The sequence below is a fragment of the Nocardia sp. NPDC050713 genome, from assembly GCF_040654315.1.
GTDB lineage: Bacteria > Actinomycetota > Actinomycetes > Mycobacteriales > Mycobacteriaceae > Nocardia.
This window is the reverse complement of sequence record NZ_JBFAHS010000008.1, coordinates 108,708-131,535: the sequence shown is the minus strand read 5'-3', so window position 1 is coordinate 131,535 and position 22,828 is coordinate 108,708. Positions and strand designations below refer to the sequence as shown.

The 22,828-nt window shown below is 69.7% G+C and carries 8 protein-coding genes; 4 read left to right on the top strand and 4 right to left on the bottom strand.

All coding sequences use genetic code 11. The features are described 5' to 3' along the window. Nucleotides 1-60 precede the first annotated feature (60 nt). On the top strand, nt 61-267 hold the full coding sequence (locus AB0H49_RS17140; RefSeq protein ID WP_355000995.1) for a hypothetical protein: 207 nt from the start codon (nt 61-63) through the stop codon (nt 265-267). A gap of 7 nt (nt 268-274) precedes the next feature. Here AB0H49_RS17140 and AB0H49_RS17135 read toward each other — a convergent pair whose 3' ends face one another. Both AB0H49_RS17135 and AB0H49_RS17130 read right to left on the bottom strand, forming a co-directional pair. Then, a complete protein-coding gene (locus tag AB0H49_RS17135; RefSeq protein ID WP_357252358.1) occupies nt 275-1,003 on the bottom strand; it encodes a GNAT family N-acetyltransferase in 729 nt (242 codons plus the stop codon). A 172-nt stretch (nt 1,004-1,175) separates the two neighbouring features. Beyond that, a complete protein-coding gene (locus AB0H49_RS17130) occupies nt 1,176-3,221 on the bottom strand; it encodes a M3 family metallopeptidase (protein WP_357252355.1) in 2,046 nt (681 codons plus the stop codon). Nucleotides 3,222-3,314: 93 nt separating this feature from the next. On the opposite strand from AB0H49_RS17130, the gene AB0H49_RS17125 reads away from it, so the two are divergent. Next, a complete protein-coding gene (locus tag AB0H49_RS17125) occupies nt 3,315-3,473 on the top strand; it encodes a hypothetical protein (RefSeq protein WP_357252352.1) in 159 nt (52 codons plus the stop codon). A gap of 355 nt (nt 3,474-3,828) precedes the next feature. On the opposite strand, the gene AB0H49_RS17120 is transcribed toward AB0H49_RS17125, so the two are convergent. Next, nucleotides 3,829-4,713, bottom strand: coding sequence for a bile acid:sodium symporter family protein (locus AB0H49_RS17120; protein WP_357252349.1), 885 nt, complete (start codon nt 4,711-4,713; stop codon nt 3,829-3,831). 194 nt (nt 4,714-4,907) lie between these two features. Continuing rightward, nucleotides 4,908-5,114: a hypothetical protein gene (locus AB0H49_RS17115; RefSeq protein WP_355000988.1), complete on the bottom strand. Its 207-nt coding sequence runs from the start codon at nt 5,112-5,114 to the stop codon at nt 4,908-4,910. A 155-nt stretch (nt 5,115-5,269) separates the two neighbouring features. On the opposite strand from AB0H49_RS17115, the gene AB0H49_RS17110 reads away from it, so the two are divergent. Together AB0H49_RS17110 and AB0H49_RS17105 are read left to right on the top strand one after the other, a co-directional pair. Further along, entirely contained in the window at nt 5,270-6,007 is a 738-nt protein-coding gene (locus AB0H49_RS17110) for a glutamine amidotransferase (protein ID WP_357252345.1), read from the top strand. A gap of 220 nt (nt 6,008-6,227) precedes the next feature. After that, entirely contained in the window at nt 6,228-22,793 is a 16,566-nt protein-coding gene (locus tag AB0H49_RS17105; RefSeq protein ID WP_357252342.1) for an amino acid adenylation domain-containing protein, read from the top strand. Nucleotides 22,794-22,828: the final 35 nt, after the last annotated feature.

Below are 22,828 nucleotides of genomic sequence, written 5' to 3'. Positions count from 1 at the left end.
TACTCGCATCATCGGTTGATGGCTACTGCACGGCAACGTTGCTGGCGGAACGGAGTGGACATGTCGCTCGCACACCCCTGTCCGGACAACGGGCCGCTCGGCCACGGCGGTGACGCCGGAGTAGTCGCGAGATTCACCGACCGTGCCCTGCGCCGCTTCGCCCAGACCGTCGAAGGGCTTCCCGAGGCCACGATGGAAGAGATTCTCGCGGTGGTGGACCTGTTCCGTATCGCCGAAGGTGTGCACGTCGGCGTGCGAGACGTCTGAGGTCCGGCTACGACGCCGGGTGACGCGCGCCATCGGCGGGCGAGTGCGGGCGCGCGCTATCGCCGCCGTTCGGGGAAGCGCCGACCGGCGGGCCGTCACCGATGGCGGTCGCGACGAGCCGTTCGCCATTGGGTGGATCGAGTTCCGCGGGCACGCCGAGAACAGGGGACAGGTCGATGCTCTGCCCCGGCCCCAGGACTCGGAAGCCGCGGTCATTGCAGAAACGGTCGAAATCGGTAGCGGCGGTGAACGATCCGTACATCAGCCGGACTCGACCGGCGGCCGCTCGATCGGCGGCGTACCGCAGCAGGCTCGCGCCGACGCCCGCGCCACGGAACTCCGGCTCCACCGCGAGCACGCCCACCTTCATCAGGCCGACGAGCGCGCGCGCCTGCGCGGCGGTGCCCCACGGCTGGAAGCGGTGCACCACCAAGGCGTCGGGCCCGGCGAAGAGTCCGCCGATGACGACGCGATCGCACTGGGCCACCAGGACCAGGCTGCGCGCGGCGACCGCACCGGCCAGCTCGCCCTTGCCCGCGGCCGCCGAGATCGCGCGAACGCCCGAGGGCGCCATGGCGGAGGCGAGCAGACCGCGCCGCTGTGCCTGCGCCAGCTCCCGGCCGTAGCCGCCGAGCGGAGTGTCGCCGATCCCCGCCAGTGCGCACCACCGCGGGTAGTTGGCCTCGATCTCGGCCGCCGACGCGTACGAGATCGTCACTCGCGCTGGTGAACCCATGTGCACAACCCCTTATAGCTCCGTGGGACCGGCCGTCGGCGCCGCGAGGACCTGATCTTCGCCGGGCGCGTCGCACGGTGCGCGCTCGGTCACGGTGTAGACCGCTTCGGGTCGTGGCGCCGACCTGGCGCCACTCAGTGTACGGTTGTGCACCCACTCCCGCGCATGCGGGTCAGCTCACCAGTCCTCGGCGGGTCAGCAGCGGTTCGATCTCCGGGGCGCGGCCGCGGAAGGACGCGAAGGCCGCGAGCGGATCCACCGAACCGCCGCGGGACAGCAGTTCGCGCCGGAAGGTCTCGCCCTTCTCACGGATGGGTGCGGCGCCGTCCTCGAACCACTGCACGGTGTCGGCGTCCAATACCTCGCTCCAGATGTAGGAGTAATAGCCCGCCGCGTAGCCGCCGGAGAAGATGTGTGCGAAGTAGCCGGTCCGGTAGCGGGGCGGGATCGTGTCCATGGCGACTCCCGCCTGCTCGAGCGCCCGCCGCTCGAACGCCTCGGCGTCGACATCGGCCAGCGCGTCCGGGCCGGGCACGCGGTGCCACGCCCAGTCCAGCAGCGCCGCGGCCAGGTACTCGACGGTGCGGAAGCCCTCGCCGAACCGGGCGGCCTCGGCCATCCGCTCGACCAGCTCGGCGGGCATCGGCTCGCCGGTCTCGACGTGCTTGGCGTAGTTGGCCAGCACCTCCGGCCGGTCCATCCACATCTCGTTGACCTGCGACGGGAATTCGACGAAGTCGCGCGGCACTTCCGTCCCCGCGAAGAACGGGAACCGCACGTCCGAGAACAGACCGTGTAACGCGTGCCCGAACTCGTGGAAGAGCGTGCGGACGTTGTCCCAGGTGAGCAGGGCGGGCTCGCCCGCCGGCGGCTTGGCGATGTTGAGGTTGTTCACCACCACCGGCCGCGTCCCCAGCAGCCGCGACTGACCGACCAATTCGTTCATCCACGCGCCACCGCGCTTGGACGGCCTGGCGAAGAAGTCGCCGAGGAACAGTCCCAGCGCGCTGCCGTCCGCGTCGAACACCTCGAAGACACGGACCTCCGGGTGGTAGCCCACCAGATCCGCGCGCTCGACGAAGCTGATCCCGTAGACCTGCCCGGCGGCGAAGAACACCCCGTCCCGCAACACCCGCTCGAGTTCGAAATAGGGGCGCAGCGCCTCGGTGTCCAGCGAAAAGCGTTCCGCCTTGCGCTTTTCCGACCAGAACTGCCAATCCCACGCGCGCAGGTCGGCGTCCCCGTCGTCGGCGCGCATGGCCGCCGCGAGCTCAGCGGCCTCCCGTTCGGCGTTGGCGACGGCGGGCGGGACCAGTCGACCCAGCATCTCCTCCACCGCCCCAGCGGTTTTCGCGGTCTGGTCTTCGACGGCATAGGCCGCGTGGTCCTGGTAGCCGAGCAGCGCCGCCCGCTCGGCACGCAGCGCGGCGATTCGGACGGCGAGTTCGGCGTTGCGGCCCTCCGCGCCGAACCCGCGCCCGAGCGAGGCCGCCAGCATCCTGCGCCGTGTCTCGCGGTCGGACAGCTCGGCGAGAACGGGCTGGTTCGAGACGTTCTGGAGGCGCAGCGCCCACGCCCCATCCCGGCCCATCGAGCGGGCGTTCTCGGCCGCGGCCGTCACCGCGGCGGAACCCAGGCCCGCCAGCTCCTTCTCGCTCTCCACGACCAGCGCCGCGGCATTGGTCGCGGCCAGCAGGTTCTGCCCGAACTCCGTTGCCGCCGTCGCCAATTCGGCATTCAGCTCACGTAAACGCCGCTGCCCCTCGGCATCCAGTCGCGCGCCCGCCCGGACGAACCGAATGTGATACTGCTCCAACAGCCGCGCTTCCTCGGCATCCAATCCGAGCTGTTCGCGTTCCCGGTACAGCGAGTCGATCCTGGCGAACAGCTTCGGGTCGAGGTACACCGCATCCCGGTGCGCGGCCAGCCGCGGCGAGATCTCCGCCTCGATCGCCTCGATCCGCTCGTTCGAATCCGAACCGACGATATTGAAGAACACATTCGCCACCCGCGTCAGCAGCGCCCCCGAACGCTCCAGCGCCACAACGGTATCGTCGAACGTCGGTGCCCCCTCCCCGCTCGTGATCACCCCGATCTCGGCCAACTGCTCCGCCATCCCCCGCTCGAACGCGGGCAGATAGTGCTCGTCGCGAATCTCCGCGAACGGCGGCAGCTCGTAGGGCAGCGCACTGCGCTCGAAGAACGGGTTGCTCGTCATGCGCAAACTCTATGCCCGCCCCCCACACCCCCGACAACGGTTTCCCGCGGCGCCCGACCGATCGCCGAGGTCGTCCGCGGCTATCGTGGAGGCGTGGGCATCATCGGCGAGCTGTTCGGCAACAAGCTGAACGACGAGGGCAGTGAGGACAGCGACGGGCAGCTGCACGAGCCGCGCGTCGCCGTGGATCTGGACGCGGGCGTGATCCGGCTGCCCGCCGCGCGGACGAACGAAGACGAGACCACCGACTGACATCCGCTGGTCCGCCGCCGAGCTGTGCTCGTCGGCTGGCTCGCGGTGGACGCACTCTGGCAGCCCCGCGCCTCACGTCCCTCGAGCTGAGCTCAGTTGAGGGCAGTTGTCTGCCTCGGCGCACTGGCCGTGCCGTCGATCTGCCGATGGGTCTGCCGTCATTCTGCCGACTATTGCGCCGTCGATCTGCCGACGCTGTAGCCGTTGATCCGCCGACGGATCTGCCGTCATTCTGCCGACCGCTGCGCCGTCATTCTGCCGACGACTCTCCGTTCGGTGGACGCAGCGCGACCCTCACCCGGATGGGAGACCGGCGGCCGGCGCAAGGTCGGTGTGGTCGAGGGGCGTGGGACTCTCAGGTGGTTTCGGCGAGGGCGGGGCGGGGCTGGCGGCGGATGAGGAGCCAGCCGACGGCGGTGGCGAGGGGGAACATGAGGACGCCGTAAACCGCTGCGGGGACGGCCATTTCGGTGCTGTCCAGGACGCTGATGGCGATGGTGATGGCGATGGTGCTGTTGTGGATGCCCACTTCCATCGAGCAGGCGATGGCTTGGCGGTCGGAGACGCCGAGCCAACGGGGGAGGAAGTAGCCCGCGGTCAGGCTGACGAGGCAGAACAGGGTGGTGACCGCGCCGACGTCGACGGCGTAGTCGACCAGGTTGTCGCGCTCGGCGACCATGGTGCCGACGACGACCAGCATCAATGTCAGCGCCGAGCCGATGCGCACCGGCCGATCCATCCGGTCGGCGAACCCGCTCGACAGCCGCCGCACCACCATCCCGATCGCGACCGGAACCAGCACGATCGCGAACACTTGCACGACTTTGCCGAATTGCAGGCCGACCGTGCCAGCGCCCTCGCCGGGATCGAAGTAGTCGATGGCGAAGTTGGTCACCAGCGGCACCGTGGCCACCGCGATGATCGAATTGACCGCGGTGAGAGACACATTCAGCGCGACGTCGCCGCGGAACAGATGGCTGAAGAGGTTCGCGGTGGTCCCGCCCGGCGAGGACGCGAGCAGCATCATGCCGACCGCGAGGATCGGCGGCAGGTCGAACAACAGCACCAGGCCGAAGGCGACGATCGGTAACACCACGAGCTGGCAGGCGAGCGCGATCGCCACGGTCTTCGGGTTTCGGGCGATGCGGGTGAAGTCCGCGACCGTCAGCGACAGCCCGAGGCCGAACATGATCACGGCCAAAGCCACTGGCAGACCGACGGATACGAGCGGAGAGTCCATATTCTTCCTCAGCATTCGCGGGCCGAAGCCCACATCTGAGACCAATTCGTCTCAGAATGAATGGAGGGTAGCGGTCTGTGACCTAGGTCGCAACCAATTCGGCCGCGCCGACCCCGCCACGCCGGTCGACGGACGAACCCCTCCCGACCGGTCGGAAGGGGTTCGCGACAAGGCCAGCGGCGCGGCCCGAATTCTTACTTGGACGAACCGCCCGCCGAGAGCGACGACAGCAGGCAGTCCCAGTGCGGAGCGCCGCCCGGGCAACCCGGGTTCGCGACCTGCTCCGACTGCGGCGCGGGTGCGGCTGGTTCCAGCGGGATGGCCGAGGCCGGGACAGCGCTGGCCAACGGAGCCAGCAGAAGTGCGCCGACGAGCATTCCGGCGCGAAGGTGCTTACGCATCGAGAAAGTTCCTTTCGGGCGGCACGGGGTGGCCGCCGCCGGAGACGGTATCGACGGCTCCGAGGGCGCGGACAGACGTGGAAAGGTGGGCCACCGAAACTCGGGGCCGTGCGGACCTCCCCCTGCGGTGGTCACCGATCTTGCACAATCGGTATATGGCCAAGCCCTGCCTGCTCTTGCAGTTGCGGCCCGAGCGCGCCGCGGCGGACGACGAGTATCGCGCGATCCTGCGCGCCGGCGAGCTCCAAGCCGACGACGTGGTGCGGGTGAAGATGGACGAGGAGTTCCCGCATATCGAGCTCGACGACTATTCGGCGGTGATCGTCGGTGGCGGCCCGAGCAACGTCAGCAGTCCGGAGGACGACAAGTATCCCTACCAGCGGCGCTTCGAGCCCCGCCTGAAGAAGTTGATGACCGAGATCGTCGGCCGCGACTTCCCGTACCTGGGCGCCTGCTACGGCCTTGGCGTTCTCGCGGACGTCCTCGGCGGGAAGGTCAGCGGCGACCGGTACGGCGAGACCGCGGGTGCGCAGACCATCGAATTGGCCGATCACGCGGACGAAGACCCGCTCCTGCACGACCTGCCGCAGTCGTTCCGCGCCTTCGTCGGCCACAAGGAGGCCTGCCAAGAGGTGCCGCCGGGCGCGACCCTGCTCGCGGGGTCGTCCGGCTGCCCGGTGCAGATGATCCGAACCGGCCAGCACGTGTACGCGACCCAGTTCCACCCCGAGCTGGACGGCAACGGCCTCGCGATCCGCATCGATGCCTATCGCCATGCGGGGTACTTCGCGCCCGAGGAGGCGGACTATCTCACCGAGCTCGGCCATCGCGAATCGATCACGGTCCCGCCGGAGATCCTGCGCCGATTCGTCACCCGATACCGCGTCGAGTAGGCGGGACTTCGTCCGGCGGTGATCCGCCTCTCTCCCGGCTGGTGATCCCGCCGCGAGACCGCCTCGGAACTCGCCGAAGCAATCACCAGGCGATCTTGATACAACCTTAACAAGGTGTCTCGAACGAGCCCGGCTGTCATCGCGTCGCGGCGCGATGAGGTACGGGCAGGTCTCTCGGCGAAGAGCTGCCTACCGCCGGGTGTCTGGGTCACGTGCTGGTGTGGCTAAGATCTGGCAATCGCCCGGGCAGGCCCCTGCCTGGGCGAATGTGGCTGACATCTCATCACGCCGCGACCTGTGGTCTGATAGGGGCCGAAGTTGCCCCTGTGAATCGATTCCTTCTCGCTTTGTTAGACACTGTCCCGCTCCCAGGCGGGTCGTCCGACCGGGTTCGTGGGTCTCGACGAAACCTGCGGGCTGGACGCGAGAGGGATGTAGTACTCGGATGGATGGAGTTCGTCGTGCTGTTCGGGGTCGAATTCGTCGCAGGTCGAGTAACCCGCTTTTCGTCCAGCTGCTGACCGCCGCGGTCGAGTCCGCGGCCGACTCGATCGCCATCAGCTATGACCCGACCGGCGAGCCCGGCGATCGGCGCGAACTCACCTACACCGAACTGGACGAATCCTCCTCGCGCCTGGCGCGCGAACTGATCGAGCGCGGCGTCGGCCCCGGCGACGTCGTCGCCATCGGCTTCACCCGGTCGATCGAGTCCGTGCTGGCCGTCTGGTCCATCGCCAAGACCGGCGCGGCCTATGTGCCGGTCGATCCGACACTGCCCGCGGACCGCATCGCCTACCTCGTCGCGGACTCCGGAGCGGTGCTCGGCCTCACCGCCTCGACGCACCGCCAGCGCCTCGGTGACGGCATCGAATGGCTCGTGCTCGACGATCCCGCGCATCGGGAGCGGATCGCGGCCCGGCCCGCGCACCCGATCTCGTACGTCGACCGGGTCCGCGCGCTGACCGAACAGCATCCCGCCTACGTCATCTACACCTCCGGCTCGACCGGTCGGCCGAAGGGCGTCGCCGTGACCCACGCGGGTCTGGCGAGCTTGGTCACCGCCGTCCGGGAGCGCTACGGGGTGGACGGCGGCGCCCGGGTGCTGCACGTGTGTTCCCCGAACTTCGACGTCTCGGTGCTCGAGCTGCTGCTCGCCTTCGGGTCCGGCGCGACGCTGGTGGTGTCGCCGTCGACGGTGTTCGGCGGTCCGGAGCTGGCCGACCTGCTGCGCCGCGAGCGCGTCACGCACCTGCTGATCACACCGGCCGCACTGGAGTCGGTGGATCCGGCCGGGCTGGACGACCTGCGGGTCGTCGTCGTCGCGGGTGACGCGTTCGGTCCCGCGTTGGTCGCGCGGTGGGCGGACGCGGGACGGTCCTTCTACAACGGCTACGGCCCCACCGAGGCCACCATTCTCGCGACCGGCAGCGCCGCGCTGGCGCAGGGAGAGCCGATCACCATCGGCGCCGCGCTGCCCGGTATCGGCGCGGTCGTGCTGGACGCGCGGCTGCGTCCGGTGCCCGCCGAAGTGACCGGCGAGCTCTACCTGTCCGGTCCCGCGCTGGCGCAGGGCTACCTCGGGCGGCCCGCGCTCACGGCGGAACGGTTCGTGGCCAATCCCTCTGGCGCCACGCCGGGTTCGCGGATGTATCGCACCGGCGACCTGGTGCGCCGCACCGCCGACGGCGACATCGAGTACTTGGGCCGCACCGATTTCCAGGTGAAGATCCGCGGCTTCCGCATCGAACTCGGCGAAATCGACGCCGCGCTCACCACGCACCCCGATATCGAGTACGCCGCGACGCTCGGCAAGGTCGCACCCTCCGGTGCGACCGTCCTGGTCTCCTATGTCCTTCCACGCGAGGGTGTTTCGCTCGACTTCGGCAAGCTGTCCCGCTTCGCGGGAACCTCGCTGCCCGGCCACATGGTGCCGTCCGCGTTCGTCGCGCTCGACGCGATTCCGTTGACCGCCAACGGAAAACTCGACCGGCAGGCATTGCCCGAGCCAGTGTTCGAGGTGGCCGTCTCGCGAGCGCCCGAGGGGCCGGTGGAATCCCGGATCGCCGAGTTGTTCGCGCAGGTGCTCGGCGTGCGGCGGGTCGGCGCGGAGGATTCGTTCTTCGCCGCGGGCGGGGACAGCATCCTGTCGATCCAGCTGGTTTCTCGGGCCAGGGCGGCGGGAATCTCGTTCACGCCCCAGGACGTGTTCGAGCACCGCACCGTCGCGGGTTTGGCGCGGGTCGCGGTGCTCGGCGGGGAATCCGCGCCCGTGCTCACGGAGCTACCGGGCGGCGGCGTCGGTGAGATGCCGCTGACGCCGGTGCTCGCCGCCTACCTGTCCGGCGGCAAGCCGTTCGGCCGATTCACCCAGCACATGGTGCTCGAACTGCCCGAACACATCGATCGGGCGGCCCTGGTGGCCACGCTCGCCGCGGTGCTGGATCACCACGACATGCTGCGCGCCCGAATCCGATCCGTCGAAGGGCAGTGGCGACTGCACGCCCTGCCGTCCGGCTCGCTGGATGTGGACGCACTGCTGACCCGCGTCGACGTCGCCGCGAACCTGGACATCGACGCACTGCGTGAAGCGGCCGGCGCCGCAATGGATTCGGCGGTGGACACGCTGGACCCCACGGCGGGACGGATGATCGCCTTCGCCTGGCTCACCCGCCCGGACGGCAGGGACGCACTGATCGTCGCCGCGCATCACTACGTCATCGATGGCGTGTCCTGGCGAATCCTGGTTCCGGACTTGGTGACCGCCTGGGCGCAGCACGCCGCGGGGCAGCGGATCGCCCTGCCGGGTGTCGGCACCTCGTTCCGGCGGTGGGCACACGGTCTGGTCGAGGCCGCCGGGGGACGCACCGGCGAATTGCCTTACTGGCGGCGAACTCTCGCCATCGCCGATCCGCCGTTGGGCGCGCGAGCGCTCGACGCGGCCGTCGACACGGCCGACACGGTGCGGCGCTTCACCGTCGCGGCGCCCGCCGAGGTCACCCATGCGGTGTTGACCGAGCTGCCGAAGTTGTACCGGGCCGGAGCCAACGACGGGCTGCTCGCGGCGTTGGCGCTGGCGACTCGCGCCTGGCGGGCGAACCGGGGTGTCGATGCCGCGGCGACCAGGGTGCGGCTCGAGGGACACGGCCGCGAGGAAAGCACCGTCGACGGTGCCGATCTGACCCGTACCGTCGGATGGTTCACCACCATGTATCCGGTGGCGCTCGATCTGTCCGGCGTCGACGCCGAGGCGGCTTGGCGCGGTGGCGACGCGACCGCGGCGTTGCTCAAGGCGGTGAAGGAGCAACTGCTCGCCGTGCCGGACAAGGGCATCGGCTTCGGCATGCTCCGGTACCTGAACCCGGACACCGCTGGGGAACTCGGCGGTGCTCTCGGCCAGATCGGCTTCAACTACCTCGGCCGGATCTCCGCGGGCGATCTGCCGGAGGGGCTGACCGACCGGAGCTGGCTGCCGACCGCCGACTGGGGCGACCCCGACGCCACGCACGATCCGGACATGCCCGCGGCCGCCGTGGTGGACATCAACGCGCTCGTCACCGACACCGACTCCGGCGCGCAGCTGTCCGCGTCCTTCGCGTACGCGTCCGAGATCCTCGACGAGGCCGCCGTCCGGGAGCTGGCCGAATACTGGGTCGCCGCGCTCAGCGTGCTCGCCCGGCACGTGCATGACCCGTCCGCGGGTGGGCTGACACCGGCGGACGTCCCGCTGGTGCGGGTCACCCAAACGGAGCTCGACACCTGGCGGCGGGAGCGGCCGGGTCTGGTCGACGTGCTGCCGCTCTCGCCCCTGCAACTCGGATTGCTCTTCCTGACCCAGCTTTCGCCCGGCGCGGACCCCTACCTGTTGCAACTGGCGGTGGAGCTGTCCGGCGACATCGACCTCGATCGGCTCCGCAGGGCGGCGCAGGCGATGCTGGATCGGCACGCGATCTTGCGCTCGGCGTTCGGCTCCTCGGCCGAGGGCGCACCGGTTCAGTTCGTGAGCGAGGGACTCGACGTGCCGTGGCAGGTCGTCGACACACCCGACGCCGACGTGGCGACGCTGTTCGCGGCCGAACAGCGCCTCGGATTCGACCCGGCGACGCCGCCGCTGCTGCGATTCACGGTGTACCGCACCGATTCCGGGCGCACCCACCTGGTGCTCACCGCGCACCACATCCTGCTGGACGGCTGGTCGATGCCGTTGCTGATGAAGGATCTGCTGATCTTCTACGCGACAGACGGTGATTCGACGCCGCTGCCGCGCATTCGGCCGTACCGCGACTATCTCGCCTGGCTGGCGCGCTACGACCGGGACGCCACGCTGGGCACGTGGCACGACGCGCTGGCCGGTACGACGCCGACCATGCTCGCCGCGTCCCTCGCGCCGCCGGTGCACCCCGCCGACGGCTACGGTGACTGCGCCGCGGACTTGTCGCAGGACGAGACGGCCGCGCTGACGGCGTTCGCCTCGGCGGCGGAGGTCACCGTGAACACGGTGGTGCAGGCGGCGTGGGGTCTGGTGCTCGCGGCCTGCGTCGAGCGCACGGACGTGGTCTTCGGCGCGGTGGTGTCCGGCCGTCCGCCGCAGCTCGACGGCGTCGACGAGATGGTGGGTCTTTTCGCGAACACCATTCCGGTTCGGGTGCGGTTCGACTCCGACATCTCGGTGTGGCAGCTGCTGAAACAGCTTCAGTCCGAACAGGCTTCGCTGCTCGAAGGACACCACGTCGGACTCGCCGATATTCAGCGCGCCGCCGGAGCGGGGGAGTTGTTCGACTCGATCCTGGCTTACGAGTCGTATCCCGTCGATGCCGACGGCTTGCGTGAGGCGTACGGGACGATCGACGGGCTGGAAATCGTCGACCTGCAAGGGGTCAACTTCACCCACTACCCGGTGGCGATCCAGGTCGAACTGGGCGCCGAGCTGCGGCTCCAGGTGCAGCATCGCAACGACGCCGTCACTCCCGCCACCGCGCGGGCGCTCGCGGACCGGTTGCGTTCGCTGCTCGGCGAATTCGTCGCGGCGCCCGAGCGCACGCTGGCGGAGACGATGGAGTCGCTGGATGAGCGCGACGATCTGATCGCGCAGACGCGGTACTGGCGCAGCGCGCTCGCCGGGCTGCCGGAGGAACTGAACCTCCCCACGGATCGGCCGCGGCTCGCGGCGCCGACGGCCGCGGACGGCCGGGTCGACTTCGAGATCGATGCCGAGCTGCACGACCGGCTGCGACACGTCGCGCGTGCGGCGGACACGACGGTGTTCACCGTCGTGCACGCGGCTTTCGCGGTATTGCTGGCCCGACTATCGGGCACCGACGACATCCCGATCGGTACACCCGGCGTCGACGGATCGGCCAACACGCTGGTGTTGCGCACCCGAGTCCCGGGCGGCATGTCCTTCGCGGATCTACTATCGCAGACGAAAGACATAGACCTACAGGCATTCCGACACGCGGACCTACCGTTCGACGGCCTGGTGGCATTGCTGAACCCGGATCGGTCGGCTGCGCGTCACCCGCTGGTTCAAACGATGTTCTCGGCGGGCGACCGTCCACTCGAGTCCGAAAACAACACGGCAAGACCGCATCTCGAATCGACTGTCGACGCATCGGCAGCGAAGCCCGATCTGTCCCTGCATATCAGCGAACGCGCCGCGGGCATCGCCGCGAACTTCACCTTCTCCAGCGCACTCTTCGACGCCCACACCATCAGCGTCTTCGCCGAGCGCTTCCTCCGGCTACTGACGGCCGCGACGCTCCGAACGGAGACTTCCGTCGGTGACCTCCCGCTGCTCGACGCCGACGAACACGCGCTGCTGACCCGCGTCGCCGCCGACGACGCCATCGCCACCGGCCTGCTGCCCGACCTGCTGACCCGCGGCGTCGACCTGGGCCGCGACCGCGTCGCGGTGCGCTACCGTGGCCGGTCCATCGGCTACGGCGAATTCGACGAGCGCACATCGCGTTTGGCGCGGGCGCTGATCCGGCGCGGCGTGGGCCCGGAGCGTCTCGTCGCCGTCGCCCTCCCGCGCTCGGCCGACATGGTGCTCGCGGCCCTCGCCATCGCCAAGGCGGGCGGCGCGCACGTGCCGATCGATCCCGGCTATCCCGTGGAGCGGGTGCGGCACATGGTGTCCGACTCGGGGGCGATGCTCGGCATCACCGTCGCGGAATACGCCGATCGGCTCCCCGGCGGCGTGGACTGGCTGGTACTCGACGATCCTGCGACCGAAGAGCTCTGCCGCGCGCAGTCGGCGGACCGGGTGACCGACGCGGATCGCCTTGCGCCACTGCGTATGCGGCATCCCGCGTATGTCATCTACACGTCGGGTTCGACGGGCGTGCCGAAGGGCGTCACCGTGACCCACGGCGGCCTCGAGGCCCTGCGCGACGAGTCCGTTCGCCGCTACGGGCTGGAGCCACACCACCGGTTCCTGCACCTCTGCTCGCCGTGCTTCGACCCCTCGGTGCTCGAGTGGCTGTGCACGTTCTCCGTCGGCGCGACGCTGGTCATCGTGCCGCAGACCGTGGTCGGCGGCTCGGAGCTCCGCGATCTGCTGCACACCGAGGCGGTCACGCACGCGATCTTCACCCCGGCGGTCCTCGGCACCGTCGATCCGGAGGGGTTGGACGCGCTGGAGCTGTTGTGCGTCGGCGGCGACATCACGACCACGGAACTGGTGGCGAAGTGGCAGCCCGGTCGCCGCTACCTCAACGCCTACGGTCCGACCGAGGCGACCATCGCCGCGTCGTACGCGGAACTCACCGCAGGACAGCGCGTGACGATCGGTTCGCCGTTGCACGGCATGTCCGCGCTGGTGTTGGACGCGCGGCTGAACCCGGTGCCGCCGGGTGTCGCGGGGGAGCTGTATCTGGCGGGCGGCGGACTGGCCCGCGGCTATCGGAACCGCGCGGGGCTGACCGCCGAGCGTTTCGTCGCCAACCCGTGGGGCGCTCCCGGCGCGCGGATGTACCGCACCGGTGACGTCGTGCGCTGGCACGCCGCATCGCCCTCGGCGCACTGGGAGCTCGAGTACGTGGGGCGCGTCGACACCCAGGTCAAGGTGCGCGGTCTGCGGATCGAACTCGGCGAGGTCGACGCGGTCCTCGGCGGACACGACGACGTCGAGTTCGCGGTCACCGTCGGACGGAAGATGGCGTCGGGATCGACGGCGCTCGTGTCGTATGTGCTCGCGGCGCCGGGCCGCTCGGTGGACACGGCGCGGCTCACCGAGCACGCGGAAACGATTCTCCCTGCGCACATGGTGCCGTCCGCGATCGTCGTCTTGGACGAAGTGCCGTTGACCACCAACGGCAAGCTGGATCGAAAGGCGCTGCCGGAACCGATTTTCGAGACGACGCCCACCCGCGCGCCGTCGAGCCCTGTCGAAGCGCGGCTGGCCGAACTGTTCGCCCAGGTGCTCGGTGTCGCGACGGTCGGGGTGAACGATTCCTTCTTCGCGATCGGCGGCGACAGCATCATGTCGATCCAGTTGGTGTCGCGGGCCAAGGCGGCCGGGATCGTCTTCACCGCGCGCGACGTCTTCGAACACCGGACCGTCGCGGGGCTGGCGCGCGTCGCGACCGTCGGCGGCGATGCTTCGCCACTGGTGTTGGCGGAGTTGCCCGGCGGCGGTGTCGGTGAGATTCCGCTGACGCCGGTGCTCGCGGAATTCCTCGCCAACGGCTCCTGCGACCGGTTCGCCCAGACCGCGGTGCTGGCGCTGCCCGAGGGCATCGATCGCGCCGGGATCGTCGCGACCATCGCGGCGGTGCTGGACCGGCACGATGTGCTGCGTTCCCGCGTCTGGCAGGACGGTGGCCGGTGGCGGTTCGAGGCGCTGCCGAGTGATGCGGTCGATGCCGACGCATTGGTGACCGAGGTCGACGTACCCGTCGTCGACGATGCCGAGTTGACCCGAATCGGCAGCGCGGCAATGGCTTCGGCGATGGCCGCGCTGGATCCGGCGGCCGCGAGAATGATCGCCTTCACCTGGTTGCGCCGGTCCGGCGCGCGCGACGTGCTCGCGGTCGCGGCGCACCACTACGTCATCGACGGGGTGTCGTGGCGCATCTTGATTCCCGATCTGGTGCTGGCCTGGGCGCAGCGCGCGGCGGGGCAGGAGATCGCACTGCCCGCGGTCGGCACCTCGTTCCGGCGCTGGGCGCACGGACTTTCCGACGCCGCCACCCGCCCGGAGCGGGCCGCCGAGGTAGGCCACTGGCAACGGGTACTGGCCACGCCGGATCCGTTGCTCGGCGCGCGCGCCGTCGATTGCGCGCTCGACACCGAGCCGACGATGCGGTCGATCACGGTGCGGGTCCCCGTCGAGGTCACCGAGGCGCTGCTGACGACGCTGCCCGCCCTGTATCGCGGCGGCGTCAACGACGGCCTGCTCGCCGCGCTGGCGCTGGCTGTGCGCGCGTGGCGTGCGCGGCGCGGTGTCGACTCCCCGACGACCCGCATTCGCCTCGAGGGCCACGGACGTGCGGAAACCGTGGTTCCTGGCGCGGATCTCACGCGCACCCTCGGCTGGTTCACCAGCGTTCACCCGGTCGCGATCGACCTGTCGGACATCGACACCGCGCACGCGCTCACCGACGGCGCGGTACTGGCCGATGTCCTGAAATCGGTCAAGGAGCAACTGCTCGCGGTGCCGGACAAGGGCATCGGCTTCGGCATGCTGCGCCATCTCAACCCGGATACCGCCGAGCTGCTCGCCGCTGCGATGGGCCAGATCGGCTTCAACTACCTCGGCCGCGCTTCGGCGGGCGGCCAGGTCGACCAGACCGACGGAAGCTGGTTGCCGACAGCCGATCTCGGCGAGATCGACGTCGAACACGATCCGGCCCTGCCGGTCAGCGTGGTGATCGACATCAACGCGATCGTGGCCGACACTGCGACCGGCCCGCGCATGCAGGCGAGCTTCCGCTACGCGAGCGGCATCCTCGACGAGGCGGCGGTGCGGGAGCTGGCCGACGACTGGACGGCCGCGCTGACCGCCGTCGCCGACCACGTGAAGCACCCGGCCGCAGGCGGATTGACGCCCTCGGATGTGCCACTGGTGCGCGTCTCACAGATCGATCTCGACCGCTGGCGCCGGGACTACCCGGGCCTGTCGGACGTGTTGCCGCTCTCGCCGCTACAGTCCTCGCTCCTGGTGCTCATCGAACTGCTGGCCGGGTCGGTCGACGCCTACATCATCCAGTTGGCGGCCGAGCTGACGGGCGAACTGGACACGAACCGCTTGCGCAGGGCCGCGCAGACCATTCTGGACCGGCACGCGAACCTGCGCTCCGCCTTCGTCACCGCGGCCGACGGGACGCCGGTGCAGCTGGTGGTGGACGACCTCGACATGCCTTGGCGCATCATCGACGGCGTCGCCGACGCCGACCTGCCCGGCCTGCTGGCCGCCGAGCAGCGCACCGAATTCGATCCGGCCGTGGCTCCGCTGCTGCGATTCACGCTGTACAGCACCGATTCCGGCCGCAATCACCTCGTGCTGACCGGTCATCACATCCTGCTCGACGGCTGGTCGATGCCGCTGCTGATGAAGGAACTGCTCGTCCTGTACGCGACCGGTGGCGACGCGTCGCCGCTGCCGCCGGTCCGGCCCTATCGCGATTACCTGCGGTGGCTTTCGCAGCAGGACCGCTGCGTCGCGGAGCGGGCCTGGTCGGAGGTGCTGGCGGGCGTCGCCCCGACCATGCTCGCGCCCGAGCTCACGTGGCCAGCGCCGACGGGTGGCGGGTTCGGCCTGCGCGAATTCGAGCTGTCGACCGAGGAGACCGCCGCGCTGACCGCGTTCGCGTCGGCTGCCGAGGTCACCGCCAACACGGTGCTCCAAGCCGCGTGGGGTCTGGTGATCGCGGCGGGCACCGGACGCGACGACGTCGTCTTCGGCGCCACCATCTCCGGGCGACCGCCGCAACTCGACGGCATCGGCGAGATGATCGGCCTGTTCGTCGACGCGATCCCGGTGCGCATCCGGTTCGATCACGGCACGACGGTCCGGGCACTGGTCGAAGGCGTACAGGCCGAGCAGGTCTCGCTGTTGGACCACCACCACTTCGGGCTCGGCGCCATTCAGCGCGTCGCGGGTCAGGGCGAGCTGTTCGACACGATGCTGGTCTTCGAGTCGTACCCGGTCGATGTCGAGGGGCTGCGGCAGGCGAGTGGCGCGCTCGACGGATTGCGGGTCGAAGGCCTGGGCGGCGGCGATTACACGCACTATCCGATCACCGTGCTGGTCTTCCTCGGCAGCCGAACGCTGGTGCAGGTGAAGTACCGGCGCGACCTGGTCGCCGACGAGACGGCGGGAGCCGTCGCCGATCGGCTTCAGCGCGCGCTCGGCGAGCTCGTCGCGACGCCGGACCGGACCGCCGCCGAGACCGTGCTGCTGCTCGACGTCGAATCGGACGACACGATCACCCGATCCCGCTACTGGCGGACGGCTTTGGCGGGGCTGCCCGAGCTGGAGCTGCCGGGCGAGCGGCCCGCTGTGCCGTCGAACGACCGTGGGCTGGTGCAGTTCTCGGTTCCGGAGCAGGTGCGGCATGGGCTGCGCGAGCTCGCGGGCACGGCCGGGGTGACCTGGTCGTCCGTGGTGCGCACGGCTTTGGCTGTTGTGCTCGCGCGTCTTTCCGGCGTCGACGACATCGCGATCGGGTCACCCGTGCCCGGTGGTCGTCGCGCCGAGGTGGTGTTGCGTACCCGAGTCGACCGGTGCGCGCGGTTCGCCGACCTCCTGCCGGACGCGCACCGTGTCGAGCTGGAAGGATTCGCGCACGCCGGTATTCCGCTCGACGAGCTGGTCGATCTGCTGGGGCGGTCGGCTCGGCATCCGCTGTTCCAGGTCGCGTTGTCCTTCGAGGGACAGCCGGAAGCTGTGGGAGACCTCGCCATCTCGTTCACCGAGGATGGACACGGCGAGATGTCCTTCGCCCGTGCGCGTTTCGGCGACGCGGGCCTGATCGCCGAGAGGTTCGTCCTGGCCATGACGGCCATCGCGGACCGGCCCGACACGGTCGTCGGCGACCTGCCGCTACTCGTCGCGGACGAGTACGAGCGGCTGACCCGAATGGGCGGCGGCGACCCTGTCGACGTCGCCACGCTGCCCGAGCTGCTGGTTCGCGGCGTGCGTTTCGGCAGGGACCGGATCGCCGTGCGCGACGCGGGGCGCAGCTACACCTACGGTGAGCTCGACGACCAGTCCTCGCGGCTGGCACGCGTCCTCATCCAGCGCGGTGTCGCACCCGAAACGGTGGTGGCACTGGCGATGCGGCGCTCCTACGAGCTGGTGGTCGCGGTGTGGGCGGTCGCCAAGGCCGGTGGCGCTTACCTGCCGGTCGACCCGACCTATCCGGTGGACCGGGTTCGGTACATGATCGCCGATTCCGGTGCGGCGCTGGGCATCACCGTCGCGGACCAGGCGACAGGACTGTCCGATGCGGTCGATTGGCTCGTCCTCGACGATCCCGCCGTACAGGCCGGATGCGCGGCTCAGGCAGCCACGCCCCTGTCCGATGCAGATCGGCTTGCGCCCCTGCGTCTTTCGCATCCCGCGTACGTGATCTACACGTCCGGATCGACGGGTCTGCCCAAGGGTGTCGCGGTGACCCACGCCGGTCTCGGCGGACTGGTCGGCCACACGGTCGACATGCTGCGGCTCGCGCCGGAACACCGGATGCTGCACGTGTGTTCGCCCAGCTTCGACCAGTCGGTGGAGGAGTTGTCCAGCGCTTTCTACAGCGGGGCGACGCTGGTGATCGCGCCGCCGGACACCGTGGGTGGCGCGGAATTGCACGAACTGCTGCGCGCGGAGCGGGTGACGCACACGATCATCACGCCCGCGCTGCTCGGCACGATCGATCCGTCCGGCCTGGACGACCTGGCGGTGGTGTCCGCCGGTGGCGAGGCCACCACGCCCGATCTGCTGGCCAAGTGGCAGCCGGGACGTCGATTCATCAACGGCTACGGTCCGACCGAGGCAACGATCGGCGCCACCTATGCGACTCTGCTTGCGGGACAGCGGGTGACGATCGGCCGTCCGGTGCCCGGAGTGTGGGCGGCGGTGCTCGACGAGCGGCTGCGTCCGGTGCCCGTGGGCGTCACCGGTGAGCTGTACCTGGCGGGCCCGGCGCTCGCACGCGGCTATCACGGCCGCGCCGGTGTCACGGCGGAACGTTTCGTCGCGAACCCCTGGATGCCCGGCGAGCGGATGTATCGGACCGGCGATCTCGTCCGGTGGGTGCCGGAGACCGAATCGAACGGCCGGGAACTGGAGTGCCTTGGTCGCACGGACTTCCAGGTGAAGATCCGCGGCTTCCGTATCGAACTGGGGGAGATCGACGCGGTGCTCTCCGGGCACCCCGAGGTCGACTACGCGGTGACCGTCGGACGCGCGAACCCCAACGGCGCAGTCGCTTTGGTGTCGTACGTGACCGGTCGCGTCGATCCCGACCGACTGACGTCGTGGGCAGCGCGGGCACTGCCGTCGCACATGGTGCCAGCGGCGATCGTCGTGCTCGACGAGATCCCGCTGACCGCGGGCGGCAAGCTCGACCGAAACGCCCTTCCGGAACCGGAGTTCGCGGCGCGCACCTACCGGGAGCCGTCCACGGTGTCGGAGCGGATCGTCGCCGAGGTCTTCGCCGAGGTGCTCGGCATCGAGCGGATCGGCGCCGACGACCACTTCTTCGAGCTCGGCGGCAACTCGCTGCTGGCCACCCGGGTGACCGCGCGCCTCGGCGCGGCGGTGAACGCCAGGGTCCCGGTGCGTCTGCTGTTCGCCGCGCCCACCGTCGCGGGTTGCGCGCGCGAGCTCGCGAAGCTCACCGGGGGCGGTCGTCCCGCCTTGGTGGCGGGGCCACGGCCGGAACGCATTCCGCTCTCGCCCGCGCAGCAGCGCATGTGGTTCCTCAACCGGTTCGACACCGGATCGGCCGCCTACAACATCCCGGTCGCGATCCGGCTGACCGGTGAGCTCGACGTCGACGCGATGCGGCGGGCGTTCACCGATCTCGTCGCGCGGCACGAGATTCTGCGCACGGTGTACCCGCAGTTCGAGGACGGTCCGGTGCAGGTTGTCCTGCCTCCCGAACATCCCGATGTGCCGGAGCTGCGCGTAAGCGACGTGGACGACGTCGAATCCGTTGTGGTGGAACTTCTTTCGACCGGATTCGACGTCACCGCCGAGGTGCCGGTCCGCGCCGCCCTGTTCCGGGCTGATCGCGAATTCGTTCTCGCCATGGTCGTGCACCACATCGCGGGCGACGGCTTCTCGGGCGGTCCGCTGACCCGTGACCTGGCGGCGGCGTACGCGGCCCGCTCGGTGGGGCAGGCTCCGGCGTGGACACCGCTGCCCGTGCAGTACGCGGATTACGCGCTGTGGCAGCGCGCGCTGCTCGGTAGCGAGGATCAGCCGGGATCGATGGCGAACGAGCAGATCGCCTACTGGCGACAGGCGCTCGCCGATCTTCCGGATCAGCTGGAGCTGCCGAGGGACCGGCCGCGGCCCGCGGTGCAGTCGTTCGTGGGTGGGCGGGTACCGCTGCGCATCGAGGCCCCCACCCACGCGGCGCTGGCGGAGCTGGCCCGTGCGAACGGCGCGACCCTGTTCATGGTCGTGCACACCGCGCTCGCGGTGCTGCTCGCCCGGCTGTCGGGCACCGACGACATCGCGATCGGCACCCCCGTGGCGGGTCGCGGCGAGGAGGTGCTGGACGATCTGATCGGCATGTTCGTCAACACCCTGGTGTTCCGCACGAGGGTGGATCCGGACGCGACCTTCACGGAATTGCTCGCGCGGCAGCGCGACACCGACCTCCAGGCCTTCGCCCACGCCGACATCCCGTTCGAGCGCCTGGTCGAGGTGCTGAATCCGGCGCGGTCGACGGCACGGCATCCGCTGTTCCAGGTGGGTCTGTCGTTCCAGAACCTGGCCAAGGCCAGCATGGAACTGCCGGGCTTGACGATCGCCGCGTGGGAAACGGATCGGCAGCTGGCGCAGTTCGATCTGCATGTCATCGTCGCCGACAGCTACGACGCGGCGGGCGCGCCCGCCGGTATCGGCGGCGTCTTCACCTACGCCGCCGACCTGTTCGACGAGTCGACGGTGCGCGGTTTCGCGGACCGGTTCGTCCGGGTGCTGGACGCGGTGGCCGCCGAAGCGACGGTGCCGGTGGGTGCGATCGATCTGCTCGCGCCCGACGAGAGCACTCGAATTCTCGCGACCTGGAACGACACCGCGCACCGGGTGGATACGAGCGCCACGCTGGTGTCCCTGCTGGACGCGGCCGTCGCCGCCGCGCCGGAGTCGGTAGCGCTGATCGCCGCGGACGGCGCTCCCACGAGCTACGCGGAGTTGGATGCGCGCGTGAACCGCCTTGCGCGCTATCTGATTTCGCTGGGTGTCGCGCCGGAGTCGCGGGTGGCGCTGGCCCTTCGGCGGTCGGTGGATCTGGTTGTCGCGATGTACGCGGTGAGCAAGGCAGGCGGTGCGTACGTGCCGGTGGATCCGGATCAGCCCGCGCAGCGGACCGAGTACATCCTCGAGACGGCGGCGCCGGTCTGCGTGCTGACCGACGCCGACGCTGATTTCACCACGTCCGCCGCGCCGGTGGTGCGCCTGGATCGGCTGGACCTCTCGGCGGTGGACTCGTCGGTGCTCACCGACCTGGATCGCCTCGCGCCGTTGCGCGCCGAGCACACCGCGTACGTGATCTTCACCTCGGGTTCCACCGGTCGCCCGAAGGGCGTCGCGGTGTCGCACGGCGCGATCGTGAATCAGTTGCTCTGGAAGACAGCGGAATTCGAGCTGTGCGCCGACGACGTCGTGCTGTTGAACACGGCGTCGACGTTCGACGTGTCGGTGTGGGAGTTCTGGTCGCCCGCGGTGGGCGGCGGCCGGTTGGTGATCGCCGCACCGGACGGCCATCGGGACCCGGCGTATATGAACGACCTCATGGCGCGCGAGGGTGTGACGACGCTGCACACCGTGCCGTCCAAACTGGAGGCCTTGCTGACGGGTCGCCTGCCGGATTCCCTGCGCCGGGTGTTCGCCATCGGTGAGGCGCTGCCCGCCGCGCTGGCGCGCCGGTTCGCGGTGGCCGCGCGGGGTACGGCGCTGTTCAATGTGTACGGTCCGACCGAGGCTGCCGTGTCGATCACCAGTCACCCGGTGCGATCGGCCGACGACGTGGCGGTGCCGATCGGAGTCCCGGTCTGGAACAGTCAGGTGTACGTCCTGGATTCGCGGCTGCGGCCGGTGCCGGTCGGTGTCCCCGGTGAGCTGTATTTGGCGGGTGTGCAGTTGGCCCGCGGCTACTTCGGCAGGCTGGACCTGACCGCGGAGCGATTCGTGGCGAACCCCTTCGACGCGGGCACACGGATGTACCGCACGGGCGACCTCGTGGCGTGGAACGCGGCGGGGGAGTTGGAGTGCCTGGGCCGCACCGACTTCCAGGTGAAGATTCGCGGGTTCCGCATCGAGCTCGGCGAGATCGACGCCGTACTCGTCGAGCACCCGGAGGTGGACTTCGCCGTCACGATCGGCAGGGAGAACGCGGCCGGGGCAACCATTTTGGTGTCGTATGTGATGGGTGTACTCGGTCTGGACTCCGGTCTTTTGATCGAATGGGCCGCGCGGACGCTGCCGTCGCACATGGTGCCCGCGGCGATCGTGGTCCTCGACGAGATCCCGCTCACCTCGTCCGGCAAACTCGACCGCGCGGCGCTGCCAGAACCGGAATTCGCCGTCGGCGCTTACCGCGCTCCGTCGACGCCGCTGGAGACCACCGTTTGCGCGGTGTTCGCGGAAGTCCTGTGCCTCGATCGAATCGGCCTGGACGACAACTTCTTCGAGCTCGGCGGCAACTCGCTGATCGCGACCAAGTTGTCGGCGCGGTTGAGCGAGGCGGTGGCCGAGACGATTCCGGTGGCGTGGGTGTTCACCGCGCCGACACCGGCGGGCATCGTCGCCCAGCTCCGCGCGGAGGGCGCCGGAAGCGCGGCAGCGGCATTCGACGTGCTGCTCCCGCTGCGCACCTCCGGGTCCGCCGAGCCGCTGTTCTGCGTCCACCCGATCGGTGGCATCTCCTGGTCCTTCGCCGGTCTCGCCGCGCACCTCGACACGGACCGGCCCCTCTACGGTCTTCAGTCGCCCGCCCTGAGTTCGGATGAACCGCTTCCGGATTCGATCGAGGACTGGGCGCGGCTCTACGTCGAGCACGTGCGCTCCGTGCAACCGGAGGGGCCGTACCACCTGCTCGGCTGGTCGCTCGGCGGTGTGCTCGCGCACGCCATGGCCGTTCAGCTCCAAGAAGAGGGCGAAAAGGTGGCGCTGCTGGGCATGATGGACAGCCACCTGCGTTCCACCGCTGATTCCCACGCAGTCTCGGTGCCGGAAATGCTCGGGGGACTGCTCGGCGATCGAGTCGCGGAATTCGGCTTGGACGGGACGGTGGAGTTGTCGGAACTGGCCCAGAGATTGAGCGCGCTGCCGGAGCCGTTCGCATCCTTCGGAGCCGAGCGGATCCAACGAGTCGTGGACTCCGCGGTTGCTTCGGTCGACCTCGACGCGGCCTATCACCCACGCGCTTTCGATGGACCGTTGGTGTATTTCACTGCCGCTGAGGGTGATCCGACGGGCTCCGCCGGTGCGTCGACCTGGTCGGCCGCGGTCACCGGCCCCGTGCGGAACCACCCGGTGGACACCACGCACTGGCGAATGACCACCGACTCGGCTCTCCGGCAAATCGCGGAGGTCCTGCGTACCTGGTTGTGAGGCCTGTTCGGCGGGATCGGCCTAGTGTGCACCCC

Bases quoted from the DNA above. Each gene is read 5' to 3' on its own strand.
- AB0H49_RS17130 (WP_357252355.1), bottom strand. From the start codon at position 3,221: ATGACGAGCAACCCGTTCTTCGAGCGCAGTGCGCTGCCCTACGAGCTG.
- AB0H49_RS17140 (WP_355000995.1), top strand. From the start codon at position 61: ATGTCGCTCGCACACCCCTGTCCGGACAACGGGCCGCTCGGCCACGGC.
- AB0H49_RS17120 (WP_357252349.1), bottom strand. From the start codon at position 4,713: ATGGACTCTCCGCTCGTATCCGTCGGTCTGCCAGTGGCTTTGGCCGTG.
- AB0H49_RS17110 (WP_357252345.1), top strand. From the start codon at position 5,270: ATGGCCAAGCCCTGCCTGCTCTTGCAGTTGCGGCCCGAGCGCGCCGCG.
- AB0H49_RS17115 (WP_355000988.1), bottom strand. From the start codon at position 5,114: ATGCGTAAGCACCTTCGCGCCGGAATGCTCGTCGGCGCACTTCTGCTG.
- AB0H49_RS17135 (WP_357252358.1), bottom strand. From the start codon at position 1,003: ATGGGTTCACCAGCGCGAGTGACGATCTCGTACGCGTCGGCGGCCGAG.